The 15241-nt window shown below is 65.5% G+C and carries 15 protein-coding genes and 1 tRNA gene; 6 read left to right on the top strand and 10 right to left on the bottom strand.

Annotation, left to right across the window (positions count from 1 at the left end):
- Positions 1-50 precede the first annotated feature (50 nt).
- Positions 51-983: a LysR family transcriptional regulator gene (locus LX70_RS05440; RefSeq protein ID WP_105513456.1), complete on the bottom strand. Its 933-nt coding sequence runs from the start codon at positions 981-983 to the stop codon at positions 51-53.
- A 119-nt stretch (positions 984-1102) separates the two neighbouring features.
- Between LX70_RS05440 and LX70_RS05445 the strand changes: the two genes are divergently transcribed.
- Positions 1103-2338: a urate hydroxylase PuuD gene (locus LX70_RS05445; protein ID WP_105513457.1), complete on the top strand. Its 1236-nt coding sequence runs from the start codon at positions 1103-1105 to the stop codon at positions 2336-2338.
- On the opposite strand, the gene LX70_RS05450 is transcribed toward LX70_RS05445, so the two are convergent.
- Positions 2339-3319, bottom strand: a complete 981-nt coding sequence (locus tag LX70_RS05450) for an aldose epimerase family protein (RefSeq protein ID WP_105513458.1) — start codon at positions 3317-3319, stop codon at positions 2339-2341. It lies immediately after the preceding gene.
- A gap of 7 nt (positions 3320-3326) precedes the next feature.
- Positions 3327-4244, bottom strand: a complete 918-nt coding sequence (locus LX70_RS05455) for a PHP domain-containing protein (protein WP_105513459.1) — start codon at positions 4242-4244, stop codon at positions 3327-3329.
- A 202-nt stretch (positions 4245-4446) separates the two neighbouring features.
- Here LX70_RS05455 and LX70_RS05460 point away from each other — a divergent pair, with 202 nt between their 5' ends.
- The 4 genes from LX70_RS05460 to ptsP all read left to right on the top strand — a co-directional run bounded on the left by LX70_RS05460 (position 4447) and on the right by ptsP (position 9010).
- The gene (locus tag LX70_RS05460) at positions 4447-4893 is read left to right on the top strand and encodes an NUDIX hydrolase (protein ID WP_105513460.1); all 447 of its coding nucleotides are present in this window, start codon (positions 4447-4449) and stop codon (positions 4891-4893) included.
- A 61-nt stretch (positions 4894-4954) separates the two neighbouring features.
- Positions 4955-5374 (top strand): DUF1178 family protein, encoded by a 420-nt coding sequence (locus LX70_RS05465; RefSeq protein ID WP_105513461.1) that lies wholly within the window; start codon positions 4955-4957, stop codon positions 5372-5374.
- A 93-nt stretch (positions 5375-5467) separates the two neighbouring features.
- Positions 5468-6730, top strand: a complete 1263-nt coding sequence (locus LX70_RS05470) for an aspartate kinase (RefSeq protein WP_105513462.1) — start codon at positions 5468-5470, stop codon at positions 6728-6730.
- A gap of 33 nt (positions 6731-6763) precedes the next feature.
- Positions 6764-9010 carry a phosphoenolpyruvate--protein phosphotransferase gene (ptsP, locus tag LX70_RS05475; RefSeq protein WP_105513463.1) on the top strand — a complete coding sequence of 749 codons (2247 nt, stop codon included), beginning with the start codon at positions 6764-6766 and terminating at the stop codon, positions 9008-9010.
- Between the two features lie 6 nt (positions 9011-9016).
- Here the strand turns inward: ptsP and LX70_RS05480 are convergent, their stop codons facing one another.
- Entirely contained in the window at positions 9017-9805 is a 789-nt protein-coding gene (locus LX70_RS05480) for an EcsC family protein (protein ID WP_105513464.1), read from the bottom strand.
- A 35-nt stretch (positions 9806-9840) separates the two neighbouring features.
- Positions 9841-10353 carry a GNAT family N-acetyltransferase gene (locus LX70_RS05485; protein WP_105513465.1) on the bottom strand — a complete coding sequence of 171 codons (513 nt, stop codon included), beginning with the start codon at positions 10351-10353 and terminating at the stop codon, positions 9841-9843.
- Positions 10354-10432: 79 nt separating this feature from the next.
- On the opposite strand from LX70_RS05485, the gene LX70_RS05490 reads away from it, so the two are divergent.
- Positions 10433-11017, top strand: a complete 585-nt coding sequence (locus LX70_RS05490; protein WP_105513466.1) for a flavin reductase family protein — start codon at positions 10433-10435, stop codon at positions 11015-11017.
- A gap of 25 nt (positions 11018-11042) precedes the next feature.
- On the opposite strand, the gene LX70_RS05495 is transcribed toward LX70_RS05490, so the two are convergent.
- From LX70_RS05495 to LX70_RS05515, 5 genes are all read right to left on the bottom strand, one after another.
- Positions 11043-11116 (bottom strand) — tRNA-Gly (locus tag LX70_RS05495).
- Positions 11117-11153: 37 nt separating this feature from the next.
- Complete coding sequence (locus tag LX70_RS05500; protein WP_105513467.1) at positions 11154-12179, bottom strand: GGDEF domain-containing protein; 1026 nt, start codon at positions 12177-12179, stop codon at positions 11154-11156.
- Positions 12179-12751: a heme NO-binding domain-containing protein gene (locus LX70_RS05505; RefSeq protein ID WP_105513468.1), complete on the bottom strand. Its 573-nt coding sequence runs from the start codon at positions 12749-12751 to the stop codon at positions 12179-12181. The genes LX70_RS05500 and LX70_RS05505 overlap by 1 nt, the downstream gene beginning before the upstream one ends.
- A 64-nt stretch (positions 12752-12815) precedes the next feature.
- Positions 12816-14369, bottom strand: coding sequence for a trimethylamine methyltransferase family protein (locus LX70_RS05510; RefSeq protein WP_105513469.1), 1554 nt, complete (start codon positions 14367-14369; stop codon positions 12816-12818).
- An 86-nt stretch (positions 14370-14455) separates the two neighbouring features.
- On the bottom strand, positions 14456-15178 hold the full coding sequence (locus LX70_RS05515) for an HAD family hydrolase (protein ID WP_105513621.1): 723 nt from the start codon (positions 15176-15178) through the stop codon (positions 14456-14458).
- Between the last annotated feature and the right edge of the window lie 63 nt (positions 15179-15241).

Consider the following 15241-nt stretch of genomic DNA (forward strand, 5'->3'; position numbering starts at 1 on the left):
GTCGCCCTCCCCATACATGGAGCGGCAGATCGCCTCAAGTCACTGGCGGGTCAGGCGAATACCGGCAGCCCTTCGACCGCGCGGGCAAGATCGGCACGGCAGGCGGCGATGATGAAATCGGTGAAGGCGCGGATCTTGGGGTCGCGCAACCGGCGATGCTGGGTCAGGCAGGTCAGTTGCACCGGCAAGGCCGGTGTTTCGCGCACCACCGGAACCAGCCGCCCGGCGCGCAGGTGATCGGCCACCTCGAAGATCGGCTTCATCACGATCCCCCGCCCGTCCAGCGCCCAGCCGGTCAGCACATCGCCGTCGTCGGTCTCGAACGGCCCGGCCACCTCGAACCGGCGCGGGCCTTCGGGGGTGCGCAGCGTCCACTGAAACTCGGGCGCGCCGGGAAAGCGCAGGTTGAGGCAATCGTGACGGTCGCGCACCATCGCCTCCCCCGTCCCCGGATCGCCCCGCCGCGCGATGTAGGAGGGCGCGGCGCAAAGGATGCGCGGGCATTCCGCCACCAGCCGCATCTTCAGCGTCGAATCCTCAAGCGTGCCAAGATGAAAGGCCATGTCCAGCCCCTCGCTTACCACGTCGATCTTGCGGTCCGACAGGCGCAGGCGGATGTCGATCTGCGGATAACTATCCTTGAACTCCGGCACATGGGGGGCGACGAACCGCCGCCCGACGCCAAGGGGGGCTGCGACAAAGACCGTCCCGCGCAGCATCTGGGTTGAGGCCATGACGGCGGCCTCGGCATCGTCGATCGCCTCAAGGATCTTGCGCGCGCCGTCGTAGAAAAGCCGCCCGTTCTCTGTCGGTTGCAAGCGCCGCGTGGTGCGGTTGAACAGCCGGATGCCCAGATGTTTTTCCAGATCCGCGATCCGGGCCGAGGCGACGGCGGGCGATGTCCGCTGATCCCGCGCGGCGGCGGACATTGAACCAAGCTCGAACACGCGGACGAACATCTTGATGTTGTTGACGTAGGACATCGACCCGCTGCCTCGCCCGATTATTCGGCACTGTTTGAAAGTATTCAGATATTGAATGAATTATCAGGAAGATTGCGGTTGGTATAGCCTAGGATGACCGGAATGGATCGGAGAGCGGCATGTACGACTTCATCGTCCTTGGCGATTGGCTGGAATTCGCGGTGCGGTGGCTGCATGTCATCACCGCGATCGCCTGGATCGGGTCGTCCTTCTATTTCATCGCCCTCGATCTCGGCCTGCACCGCGACCGCAACCTGGCAAGCGGTGCGGATGGTGAGGAATGGCAGGTCCACGGCGGCGGCTTCTATCATATCCAGAAATATCTCGTGGCGCCCGAACGGATGCCCGACGACCTCGTCTGGTTCAAATGGGAAAGCTACGCGACCTGGCTGTCGGGCTTCGCACTTCTGTTTCTTGTCTACTACCTTGGCGCGGACCTCTTCCTTGTCGATCCGAACGTGATGGACCTGAAGATCTGGCAGGCGATTGCGATCTCTGTCGGCTCGCTGGCGCTTGGCTGGGGGCTTTACGACACGCTTTGCAAGTCGAAGCTGGGCGACAGCCCGACCACGCTGATGGTGGTCCTTTATGTCATCCTCGTCGTGATGGCCTGGGGCTATACCCACGTCTTTTCGGGCCGCGCGGCGCTTTTGCACCTTGGCGCCTTCACCGCGACGATCATGACGGCGAATGTGTTCCTGATCATCATCCCGAACCAGAAGATCGTCGTGGCCGACCTGATCGCGGGCCGCACGCCCGACCCGAAATACGGGAAAATCGCCAAGCTGCGGTCGACGCATAACAACTACCTGACGCTGCCGGTCATCTTCATGATGCTGTCGAACCATTACCCACTGGCCTTCGCGAGCGAATATAACTGGATCATCGCCAGCCTTGTATTCCTGATGGGCGTCACGATCCGGCACTGGTTCAACAGCGTCCATGCGCGCAAGGGCAAGCCGCTCTGGACCTGGCTGGTGACGGTGCTGATCTTCCTTCTTGTCGCCTGGCTGTCCACCGCGCCGCTCTATCGCGCCGGGGGGGAGGCTGCCCTGCCCCTGACACCCGCGCAGCAGCGCTTTGCCGATGCGGGCGATTTCGCGGATGTGTCGGACATCGTGCTGGGCCGCTGTTCCATGTGCCATTCGACCGAGCCGGGCTATGACGGCATCCACTATGCGCCAAAGGGCGTGATCCTTGACCGGCCCGAGGAGATCGCCCGCTGGGCGCCCGAGATTTACCTTCAGGCGGGCCTCAGCCACGCCATGCCGCCCGCCAACGTGTCCTTCATCGAACCGGAAGAGCGGGCGAAGATCGTCGCCTGGTATCGCGGCGTCACGCGCAACGACGGCTGATCAGGGGGCGACGAAACGCCATTCGGTGATCTGGCGATAGGTCTCACCGGGGCGGAGCAGGATCGACGGGAAACACCGATGGTTCGGCGCATCGGGCCAGCCCTGCGCCTCGATCGCCACGCCCTCGCCCGCCTGCCGCCCCGGCCGGGCGGCGCCGGACCCGTCATAGACCTGCACGCCCGGTTCCGTGGTGGACAGCGTCATGGCGACGCCCGTCGCTCCGGTCAAGGTAAGGACAGGGCGAAGCGCCACGCGCCCGTCCGACAGGCAGAAGCAATGATCGAGCGGCGGCTGCCCCGGCCCGGCCGGTTTGCCCGCGAGAAAGTCGAACACCGTCCCCGCGACCGGGGCGATCTCCCCCGTCGGCAGCACGTCGTCGGTCGCGGGCAGGTAGTGATCGGCCGCAATTTCAAGGCGATGGCCCTGCCAGCTTTCGCTGCCGTCGAGGTTCCAGTAGCTGTGGTTCGCAGCGTTGAAGAGCGTGGGGCGGTCGGTTTCCGCCACCACCTCAAGCCGCAGGCAGTCCGGTTCCGGCAGGGAGTAGGTCGCGCGGATCGTTCGATTGCCGGGAAAGCTGCCCGCGCCATGGGGCAAATCCAGCGCCAACGTCACGGCATCCGGGCCGCTTTCCTCCATCGACCACAGTTTCAGATGCGTCCCCGCCGCGCCGGAATGCAGGATGTTCGGCTGCTCCGGCCCCGGATCGAAGCGCAACACCTGCCCGCAGACCTCGGCCCGGTTGCCGCCGATCCGGTTCGCCACCGGCGCGATCAGCGAACCGTGAAAGCGCATCGCGCCTTCGTAATCCGCCACGCTGTCCGAGCCGAGCGTCAGGCTGCGCCCCACCCCGGCAAGGCGCAGGTCCTGAAGGATCGCGCCCAGCGTCAGCACCCGGACCGTCAGCGCGGCGGACCGCAACGTGGCCACCCGGACCGCTTCCGCCGCCCGCGTCCGGCCGAATTCCGCGATCTCCACCGCCATGCCGCCCTCAGCGCCAGATCGGGTTCGACCAGGCCCGGCGGCCCGCGCGGTCGACGACCGTCACACGCAGCCAGTCCGACCTGCCGAACCGGTCCAGCGGCACCGAGGCGCGGGTCATCGACAGCCCGTGAACCCCTTTCGCGGCCTGGCCATAGCCCTGCACGATCACCGAGGCGGCGGCCGAGCATTCCACCTCAACCGTCTTCTCCGTCACCTCGATCCGCCTGATTTCAGGGCCTTGCGTGGAATAGTTGAGACCGGACCTGAGCGCGGCGACCAGCGCCTCGGGGTCGTTCTCCTCGGCCTTGACCATGACCCAGCCACCGAAGTGGTCGGGTTCGGAGAAATGCGCGTCGTCGGTGGCGACAAGGTTGATCCGCCGCCCCTCCGACAAAAGCAGATCGTTGATCGCAAAGCCATCCGGCCTGTCGCAACCGGCCCAGCAGCCGTGATTATAGGTTTCGACCGCATGGGCGGCCTGGACGGTGCGGGCATCGGCCAGCGTCAGGCCCGACCATTGCGGATGGGCAATGGCGACGAACGCGCCCGCGTCCCGCGCCCGCCGCGCAAGGTCGGCAGCACTTTCGGACCCTTCGACCGCCTTGAAATGCGGCGCCTCGGGCGGTGCGAAATCCTCGGGCAGACCCACGGCAAGGATGTGCCACAGCTCGCCATTCTCCTGACTGCCGGTGTGAAGTTCCGCACCAGCTATGGTCGTGAACCCCTTGGCGCGAAAGGATTTCGTGTCGGTAAGGGGATAGCCGTAAAGACCGATGAAATGGTCGGTCAGCGCCATGAAGTCATAGCCTTCGTCCCGATAGCGGCGACAGACCTCGGCAGGGTCCAACACCCCGTCGGAGCGGGTCGAATGAGTGTGCAGGTTGCCCCGATAGAACCGTCCGGGCGCGGTGAAAGCGTCGGTCATGCGAATCCCCTCCCACGCGCAACAGACTGCCCGAACCCGCGCCCGGCGCAATCGCCTTGACGTATCCGGCCCCGCCCGAACGGGCCGTCTTTGCCCCGCAGACTTGGCATCCCGGCCGAATACATGCTATTTTGCCACATTCCTGCATCAGAACAGGCGGGCGGGCGCCTTGGCACCCGACACCCGATACGGGCGGTTTGACATGAAGAAAGTGGAATTGGGCGCCGGGGCGCCACAGGAAACGCAATCGCAATTCGCCGCGCTTTGCTATCGCAGCGCGGGCAAGGACGGTGTGGAAATCCTGCTGATCACCAGCCGGGACACCGGGCGCTGGATCATCCCGAAGGGCTGGCCGATGAAAGGCCGGAACGGGTCGGAAACCGCGCTGCGCGAGGCCTTCGAAGAGGCCGGCGTCGAGGGCAAGCCCGCCGCGACGCCGATCGGCGTTTACAGCTATGACAAGGTGCTGGACAACGGCGCGCTTCAGCCCTGCATCGTCTCGGTCTTTCCGGTCAAGGTAAGCAAGCTGCGCAAGAAATACCCCGAGGTCGGCCAACGCACCCGGCGCTGGTTCAAGCCGAAGAAGGCCGCCGAGAAGGTCAATGAAGAGGAATTGCGCGCCCTTCTGGCCAATTTCGCCCCCGCATAGCCCGGCTTGATTTCCCGCGCGATCTGGCCACATAGAAGGAAAGGCAACCCTTTCGACGGCCATGATCCGCTACACGCTGAAATGCTCCGACGACCATGAATTCGACAGCTGGTTCCAGTCTGCCGATGCCTTCGACCGCCTGCTGGGCGCGGGCCATGTCAGCTGCGCCCTCTGCGGGTCGTCTGAGGTCGAAAAGGTCCTGATGGCCCCGGCCGTCCGCCCGGCGCGCAAGGCTGCCGCGCCGCTGACCGCGCCTGCGAACCCCGCCGAAGAGGCGCTGGCGAAGATGCGCCGCGCGGTCGAGGAAAACTCCGACTATGTCGGCATGAACTTCGCCGCCGAGGCCCGCGCGATCCATGAGGGCGAGGCCCCCGAACGGTCGATCTATGGCGAGGCCCGCGCGGATGAGGCGAAGAAGCTGATCGAGGACGGCGTGCCGGTCGCGCCCCTGCCCTTCCTGCCGCGCACCAAGGCGAACTGACGCAGCCACCCTTCGCAGACCGCCCCTTGCCCTTGCCCGCGCGCGCGCATAAGAAGCGCGCGATTTGACCATGCGGACGCAAGGGGGGCCGGAATGCCGCTTCTCGTGATGAAATTCGGCGGCACCTCGGTGGCCGATCTCGACCGCATCCGCAATGCCGCCGAGAAGGTCAAGCGCGAGGTCGAGCGCGGCTATGACGTCATCGTCATCGTCAGCGCCATGTCGGGCAAGACCAACGAACTGGTGGGCTGGGTCGAACAGACCTCGCCGCTCTACGACGCGCGCGAATATGACGCGGTCGTGGCCAGCGGCGAAAACGTGACGGCCGGGCTGATGGCGCTGACGCTTCAGGAAATGGACGTGCCGGCCCGGTCCTGGCAGGGCTGGCAGGTGCCGATCAATACCACCTCGGCCCATGCCGCCGCGCGCTTCGTGTCGATCCCGCGCGAAAACCTCGACGCGAAATTCGCCGAAGGGTTCAAGGTCGCCGTGGTCGCGGGGTTCCAGGGCCTGAGCCATGAGGGCCGCGTCACCACGCTGGGCCGGGGCGGGTCGGATACTACGGCCGTCGCCTTCGCCGCCGCCTTCGCGGCCGAACGCTGCGACATCTACACCGATGTGGACGGCATCTACACCACCGATCCGCGCATCACCTCGAAGGCCCGCAAGCTTGACAGGATCGCCTTCGAGGAGATGCTGGAACTGGCCTCCCTTGGCGCGAAGGTGCTGCAAACGCGGTCGGTGGAACTTGCCATGCGCTACAAGGTGCGGCTGCGCGTATTGTCCTCATTCGAGGATACCGACGAAAACTCCGGGACCCTGGTCTGCGACGAGGATGAAATCATGGAATCGAAAGTCGTCTCTGGCGTCGCCTATTCGCGCGACGAGGCAAAGATCACGCTGTTTACCATCGAGGACCGGCCCGGCGTCGCCAGCGCCATCTTCGGGCCGCTGTCGGACGCGGGCGTGAACGTCGACATGATCGTTCAGAACATCTCGGAAAAGGACTATGACGAGGCCCATTCCGGCGCCGTCACCGACATGACCTTTTCCTGCCCCGTCAATCAGGTCGCCCGCGCCAAGAAGGCGATGGAAGACGCGATGGCCGCCGGTGAGATCAAGTATGACGACCTTATCATCGACACCGACGTCGCCAAGATCTCGGTCGTCGGCATCGGGATGCGGTCCCATGCCGGTGTCGCCGCCCGGATGTTCGAGGCGCTTTCCGCCGAAAACATCAACATCAAGGTCATCTCGACCTCAGAGATCAAGATTTCGGTGCTGATCGACCGGAAATATATGGAACTCGCCGTGCAGGCACTCCATGATGCTTTCGAACTGGAGAAAGCGGCCTGACGGCGGGGGCCGTACAGGCAGTCACGGGGGGTCATGCCCGAACGGACGGAAAGCGAAAGTCGCAAGCTCCTCAGGCGCTTGCGCGACTCTCTTGCGGAGCAGGGAGAGGGGCAGGAGCGGCTGGACCGTATCACCCATCTGATCGCGGATTCGATGGAGACGCAGGTCTGTTCCATCTATCTCTTCCGCGATGACGAGACGCTTGAGCTGTGCGCGACCGAGGGCCTGAAAAAGGAATCGGTCCACCAGACACGGATGCGGCTGGGCGAAGGTCTGGTCGGCCGCGTCGCCAAATCCTCGACCGCGATCAACACCGGGAACGCCCCCGCCGAACGCGGCTTCCGCTACATGCCGGAGACCGGGGAAGAGATCTATTCCTCCTTCCTTGGCGTGCCGATCCAGCGGCTGGGCGAAAAGCTGGGCGTTCTGGTCGTCCAGTCCAAGGAAGCCCGGCAGTATTCCGACGATGAGGTCTATGCGCTGGAAGTCGTCGCCATGGTGCTGGCCGAGATGACCGAGCTTGGTGCCTTCATCGGCGAGGGCGAGGCGTTAAGCGCGCTGCACACCCATCCGGTGATGTTCCGCGGCGCGACCGGGCAGGAAGGCACGGCCGAGGGCCATGTCTGGCTGCACGAACCCCGCGTCGTCGTCACCAACATGGTCGGCGACGACCCCGAGGCAGAGCGTGAAAGGCTGCGCGCGGCGGTCGAGAAGCTGCGGATGTCGGTCGACGATATGATCTCTCTCACCGATGCGCAGGGGACCGAACAGCGCGAGGTGCTGGAAGCTTACCGCATGTTCGCCCATTCGCGCGGCTGGATCCGGCGGATGGAAGAGGATATCGGCCGCGGCCTGTCGGCCGAGGCGGCGGTGGAAAAGGAACAATCCGCCGCCCGCGCCCGGCTGGAAACCGTCCCCGACCCCTATCTGCGCGACCGCCTGCACGACCTTGACGACCTGTCGAACCGTCTCTTGCGGCTTCTGACCGGACAGGGGCGCGATACCGGCGCCGACATGCCCGCCGACCCGATCCTTGTCGCGCGCAATATCGGCCCGGCCGAACTGCTGGACTATGGCCGCAAGCTGAAAGGGATCGTGCTTGAGGAAGGCTCTGTCGGGTCCCACGCCGCCGTGGTGGCGCGCGCGCTGGTCATTCCGCTGGTGATCCATGCCGAACGTATCACCACCGAGGCGCTGAACGGCGACGCGATCCTGGTCGACGGCGATCAGGGCCTCGCCCATCTGCGCCCCGAAGACAGCGTCGCCGCCGCCTTCCGCGACAAGATCGCCATGCAGACCGAGGCGCAAAGCCGCTATGCCTCGCTCCGCGAACTGCCCGCTACGGCGCTTTGCGGCACCACGATCGGGCTGCACATGAATGCGGGCCTGATGGCCGATCTGCCCTCGCTGGCCGGGTCGGGGGCCGAAGGTGTGGGCCTGTTCCGTACCGAGCTGCAATTCCTGATCCGCAACCATGTCCCGAAACGCTCGGAACTGGCGGCGATCTATTCCAACGTCCTGGACGCCGCCAAGGGCAAGCGCGTGGCCTTCCGCACGCTCGACATCGGGTCGGACAAGGTGCTGCCCTACATGAAGCGGGTGGAGGAGCCGAACCCCGCGATGGGCTGGCGCGCGATCCGCGTCGGGCTGGAAAAGCCCGGCGTCCTCAGGATGCAGTTGCAGGCGCTGTTGCGCGCGGCGAACGGGCGGCCGCTGACCGTGATGTTCCCCTTCATTGCCGAATATGACGAATTCCGCGTCGCGCGGCAGATGGCCCTGGACGAGATGGAGCGCGAGCGGCGGCTGGGCCACATCCTGCCCGCGTCGCTGGAAATCGGCGCGATGATGGAGACGCCCTCACTCGCCTTCGCGCCCGACACCTTCTTCCGCGAGACCGATTTCATCTCCATCGGCGGCAATGACCTCAAGCAGTTCTTCTTCGCCGCCGACCGCGAGAATGAGCAGGTCCGGCGCCGCTATGACATGCTGAACACCAGTTTCCTGCGCTTCATTTCGCAGGTCGTTGCGCGCGTGGGGGAATTCGGCACGCCGCTTTCGTTCTGCGGCGAGGATGCGGGCCGCCCGGTCGAGGCGCTGTGCCTTGCGGCGTTGGGCGTTCGGACCCTGTCGATGCGGCCCGCCTCCATCGGCCCGGTAAAGCACCTGATCCGCAAGGTGCGCCTCAGCGAGCTGCGCGATCTGCTGACGGCCGAGATGGCGAAGGACAGCGTCAATGTCCGCCCCGCCGTCATGGACTGGCTCGCCCGGCAGGAGATTTGATCCGGGTCAGCGGCTTTTCAGACGCTTGCGTTCCGCCATTGCAGAGTTGAACGAAAGCCGCACCACTTCTTCGCCATGCTCATGCGCCAGCCTGCGAAGTGCGAACCGGATTTCGGCTAGTTCCTGGTAATAGTCAGTGAATGCATAATTTACTCCTGCGCCGGTAACACTACCGAGGACTGGAATGGTCTGGGCGGCAAGCTTCTGCGTCAGGACTGCTGCCAGACGCGGCGCAACGCTTGCGATCAGTCCATGAACAGTCACACCGTTAATGAGAACGCGTGATGCGAGAAAGCTGGTGTTGATGCCGTCATCTTGGGTGGTTGCGGGATTGCCGCTACCGAACACCAGAAGACACTCTCGGCGCACTTCTTCGTCCTTTGGGTCGAAGCCTTCTGCGCGAGCGGCTTTCTGGATCGCCGCGAACATGATCGATACTGTTACCGGCAATTCAACGATCGCCGACGATACTCCCGCAAATCCCCCCACCGCCCCGGTGAAGACCGAAGCCAACTTGTGCCCATGCTTGCCCACATCTGGCGCCATTCGGCTTTCCGACGTCATGGAGGCACCCCGATACGCCAAATCGAGCGCCCATACAGTTGCGTCCTCGAGACTGTCCTTCGCAACGTCCGGCAGGCTCTCAAGAATATTCTCTGCGTTGCTTCCGACGAATGCCACGAGTTTCATCAGCATACCGCTGGCAGAGTCCGCACGCTTCGCCAGAACTGCTATCTCTTCCTCATGACTCGCAGAAAGCGAAGAGATCACGTTAGTTTTTGAGGTGCCCGGCATCAAAGTTCTCCACTGCGTAGGTAGAATTGAGAACTTCACCCACTTCCGTCAACTGCCAAATAGCCGCCGTCTTTCTCGACCGGCCCCCTGACCCCTTCCCAGGCGCCGGAGCGCAGCGATAGCGCCAGAACCCGGTCCGGGTTGGTGGGGGGCGGCATGATCACGCCCTCGATCTTGCGAAAGCCGAAGCGGCGGTAATAGGGCGCGTCGCCAACCAGCAGCACCCTTTCCCAGCCCAGCCGGGCCGCCTCGGCCAGGCTTTCGCGCATCAGCAGGCCGCCAAGCCCCTCGCCCTGCCGGGTCGGGTGGACCGCGACGGGACCAAGAAGCAGCACCCGCCTGCCGCCGACCCGCACCGGCCAATAGCGGATCACGGCGGCAAGGATGCCGTCGGCGTCGCGAAGCGTCAGGCAAAGCTCTGCCACCTTGGCCACCCCGTCGCGCAGCCGGTACGAGGACAGCGCCGTGCGCCCCGGCGCGAAGCAGAGGTCGTAAAGCGCCTCCACCTCCCACCAGTCGGCCTCGGTTTCCTCCTCAAGCCGGTACACTGGGCCTTCTCCCCCCGAATCCGCTGGAAATCGGCCCTAACATGCGGGCAGGATTGGAGCAAACCGAATGAGGCGCACGATGTTCTACCGACCCGAGGATGGCCACGGCCTGCCGCACAATCCCTTCAACGCGATCGTCACGCCGCGCCCCATCGGCTGGATTTCGACGCGAGGGGCCGCGGGCGACAACCTCGCCCCCTATTCCTTCTTCAACGCCATCGCCTATGTGCCGCCACAGGTGATGTTTTCCTCCACCGGCGCGAAGGATTCGCTGCGAAACATCCGCAAGACGGGCGTTTTCGCGGTCAATATCGTGGAATACGCGATGCGCGAGAAGATGAACCTGACCTCGGGCAGCTATCCGCCCGGCACGGATGAATTCGACCTGGCCGGGATCGCCAAGGCCGCGTCCCGGACCATCGACTGCCCGCATGTCGCGGGCGCGCCCGCCGTGCTGGAATGCAGGATGACCGAAATCGTGACCCTGAAGGGCGAGGCGAACTTCCTGACGCTGGGCGAGGTCACGGGCGTGCATCTGCGCGATGACTGCCTTGTCGAGGGGCAATTCGACGTGACGCGCTTCAACCCCGTGGCGCGGATGGGCTACCGCGACTATTCCGTCGTGCGGGAGGTGTTTTCCATGACCCGCCCGGATGAGCGGTAACCGGCTGTTCCTGAACGGGATTTCCTGGAGCGGGTAGCGGGAATCGAACCCGCACCTGGAGCTTGGAAGGCTCTCATGATACCATTTCACCATACCCGCCCGGCTGCGCTGTAGGTAGTTGAGGGCGCGTGCAAGGTCAAGCCGTTCGCCGCTGCCCCGCCCCTTCCAGCCTGACGATGACCGACCGCCCCCGCCCGGCATGCTTGGCCGCGTAAAGCGCCCCGTCGGCCGCGCGCATCAGGTCGTCCGGCCCCGCAACCGGCCCCGGCCCCGCAAGGACCGCACCGATGCTGGCCGAAACCCGCGCCGCCTCTCCGGGGACCGGGACCAGCGCCTCAAGCCCCGCGATGATGCGGGCGGCGATGGCGGCGATCTTGCGTTCGTCGCCGATCCCTTCGGCCAGCGCCACGAATTCATCGCCCCCGACACGCGCGATCACGTCCTGGCCCCGCAGCTCCCGCCGCAGGATCGCGGCGACGCCGGTCAGGACCGCGTCGCCCGCCGCGTGGCCATGGGTGTCGTTGACAGCCTTGAAATGGTCGAGGTCGAGATGCAGCAGAGCGAAGCAGCCGCCACGCTCGGCCCGCAGCCGGGTCTGGGCCAGCGCCGCCTCGAACGCGCGGCGATTGGCAAGGCCGGTCAGCGGATCGGTCATCGCCTGCGCCTCGGCCGCCAGATGGGCGTCGCGCAGCCGCGCGTTCAGGGCGGCCAGTTCGCCCATCACCACGCCCTTGACCTCCGTCAGGTAAAGCAGTTCGACGGTCAGGTCGGTGGGGGCGAAATCGGCATGGGTCAGGCGATGGTCGCGCACCGCCTCCGCCACCGACAGCCCGAAGGAGAGGTTGAAGAACAGCCCCTGCCCGTCGGCGCTGCGCACAGCGACGCCGCGCAGCGTCGTGGCGGGCGCGGCGCGCAGCGACAGAAGGATGCGCTGATTGGCAAGCGCTGCCAGCGCCTGCGGCCCGCCGACGCCCCTTGGCTTGCGCAGTTCGAAACAGTCGAAGAAATTCGCCCCCGCCAGCGGCGACGGTGACAGCTTTGCCAGCGTCGGCCCGGCGGCGCGGATCATGCCCGCGCGGTCGATCCACAGATGCATCGGCATCAGCCCGGCCAGTTCCGCCGGGCCAAGGCAGAGAAGGCCCGCTTGCCGCCCGCCGTCCATCACACACCGTCCGGCAGGGTCAGAAGGAAATCGCGGCCCGAGGCATAGGCGGTTTCGAACAGATCGACCTGCACCGCCTGCCCGTCTTCATGCAGCGCGATCACGGCCAGCGCGCCGTAATCGTCGGCCATCGCCTGAAGCACTCCGCACATGACCTTGGCAAAGCAGGGATGGCTGTCGCGAAAGCCGACATGAAAGCTGCCGGGGGCGAAATGGGTCAGCGTGATCTCCGGCAGGATCAGGTCCGGCACGGCAAGGCGGACGCGGCCCGGAAGCTCTTCCAGCGAATAGAGGAAATCGACGAAATCCGCGCCGCCGAAGCGCAGAAGGCGGCGCAGCCCCTCACGCCCGGCAAGGTAGATCCCGAAATCCTCAAGCAGCGCGGAGCGGGGTTTGTCCAGCCGTTCCGCCGCCAGCACCATCATGCGTTCGGTGGCCGCGTCGTCATAGCTCAAGAGCGCCTCGAAGCCCTGAAGCGGCAGGTCGCCCGCCAGCGCAACCTCTTCCCACAGCGACGCCCCGTAGGTGTCGCACAGGAATCCCTGAAACGCTCTGTTGACTAGCCCGTGCATCCGCATCGCCCTTCTTCACCCCCCGGACGCTAGCGCGCGGAGGGTTAAGAAAGGGCAAAGGCGGTCAGAAATCGGTGGGCGCGCCGCCCTCTTCCTTGCGCCGCGCGACGAAGGCCTGAAGCTCTTCCCGGATGGCGTCTTCCATCGGCGGGGCCTGGAAATCCGCAAGGATCGCCTTGGCGATCCGGTGGGCACGCTCCGCCGTCCAGACCGCGCCGTCCAGCTTCCACGCCTCGAAGTTGCGCCAGTCCGAGGCTATGGGCGCGTAGAAGGCCGAGGTATAGCGTTCCTGCGTGTGCTGGCAGCCGAAATAATGCCCCTCGGCCCCGACCTCCTGCACGGCGTCAAAGGCGATGTCCTCAGGCGTGGTGGCCCAGACCTGCGGCTCCATATAGCGCTGGAGCATCTGGAGAACCTCGCAATCCATGACGAACTTCTCGGGGCTGGCGATCAGCCCGCCCTCAAGCCAGCCCGCCGCGTGATAGACGAGGTTGGTGCCAGAGGTCATGGCGGCCCAGAGGGAATTCGACGTCTCCCACATCGCCTGCCCGTCCGGCACGTTGGCCGCGCAAACGCCGGAAGAGCGCAGCGGCAGGCCGTAGAAGCGTGCCAGTTGCCCGGTCATCTGCGTGGCGCGCATATATTCGGGCGTTCCAAAGGCGGGCGCGCCGGATTTCATGTCGACGTTTGAGGTGAAGGTCCCGATCATCGAGGGCGATCCCGGCACGACATATTGTTGCAGCGCGATGGCCGACAGCGCCTCGGCAATCGACAGCGACACGGCACCCGCCATCGTCACCGGCGCCATCGCGCCCGCCAGCGTGAAGGGCGTGACAACCACCGCCTGCCCGGCCCGCGCCATGCGCAGCAACCCGTCGATCATCGGAAAGTCGTGCTTCAGCGGCGAGACGGAGTTGATGTTGGTGAACATCCGCGGCGTGGCGCGGAACGCCTCATCGCTCAGCCCGCCCGCGATGCGCACCATCTCCATCGCGTCCTCGATCCGCTCTTTCCCCAGCGCATAGGCATGGGTGACCTTGTCGGTCAGGGTGAGCTTTTCATAAAGACAGTCCAGATGGCGGACCGAGGGGTGAATGTCGATCGGCTCGACCGGATAGCCCCCGGCGAAATGGATGCAGTTGAAATACTGCGTCAGCTTGATGAAGTCGCGAAAGCCATCCATGAAGCCCGAGACCTTGCCACGTTCAAGATCCCAGTAGTTCGGCGGCGAAGAGACATTGCCAAAGACGATATGCTTGCCGCCCATCGGCAGGGCGCGGTCGGGGTTGCGCGGGGTGATGGTGAATTCCGGCGGCGCGCGGCGCACCATCTCCATCACGAAATCCTCGTCCATGCGGACGGTTTCGCCATCGACGATGCACCCCGCCTCTTTGAAGATCGCCACCGCCTCGGGGTTCAGAAAGCGGATGCCGATCTCCGACAGGACCCGCATCGCACCCTTGTGGATGGCGTTCACACCGTCCTGGTCCAGCGGCTCGATCGGCCGGTCGGGGTTCAGGGGGATGCGCCAGGGCATCTGGTCGATGGCCCGCACCCCGGCCCGTTCGGCATGGCCCGCCCGGCCGCCCGACCGTCTGCGTCGCTGTTCGTCCGACATCCTGTTCTCCGCTGTTGCTGCGGCCAGCATTCCGCCAGCGCGGAGCAACTGCGCAGCATAAAACGACACGAACAGGTCGTTTTTTTCTAGGAGGCCGGGTGAAGCGCGCCCGGAACACGGTCAAGCCAGCCCGGCAGGTGGCCGATATCGGGCAGGACGACGTCGGCATGGGGGGCCAGTTCCTCGGCGCCCGCGATGCCGGTCAGGACCGCGACCGTCGCCATGCCCGCCGCGCGGCCGGATATCAGGTCATGGCGGCTGTCGCCGACCATCGCCACGCGGGCGGGGTTCAACCCCTCGGCCGCGCAGAAGGCCAGCAGCGGGCCGGGTTCGGGCTTTGCCCCATGGCCGCTGTCGAAGCCCGCGACAAAGTCGAAATAGCCCAGCACCCCGGCATGGGACAGGTGGCTGCGGGCGGCTTCCTCGGCGTCGTTCGTCACCAGCCCGACCTTCATCCCCCGCGCGCGAAAGCCGGTGAACAGCGGGATGAGATCGGCGGCAGGGACCGGCTCTGCCTCGGCCGCCAGCCGGTTCATCCGCGCGACAAGGGCCGCGTGATCGGTGCCTTGCGGCAGGTGCGGCATCAGGTCCGCCGCGATCTCGGGCGCGGTATGGGCGATGACCGGGCTGTCGGGGGCGAAGGCGTGGGTGGTCACGTCGAACCCCACGGCGCGGCCAAGGCGATGGAACAGGCCCGTGTCGCCGCCCGCAAGCTCACCAAGAAGTGAAGCCGACCAGGCGCCCCAGGTCGCCTTGAAATCGAAAAGCGTGCCGTCCTTGTCGAAAAGGATGCCGTCAAACGCGCGCATGATGCCCCCTGCCCTGTCCCGCGCGCGCCACACTGGCCGAGGCGTGGGGCGAAGGCAAGGCGG

The sequence above is a fragment of the Albidovulum denitrificans genome (assembly GCF_002973535.1).
GTDB classification, from domain to species: Bacteria; Pseudomonadota; Alphaproteobacteria; order Rhodobacterales; family Rhodobacteraceae; genus Albidovulum; species Albidovulum denitrificans.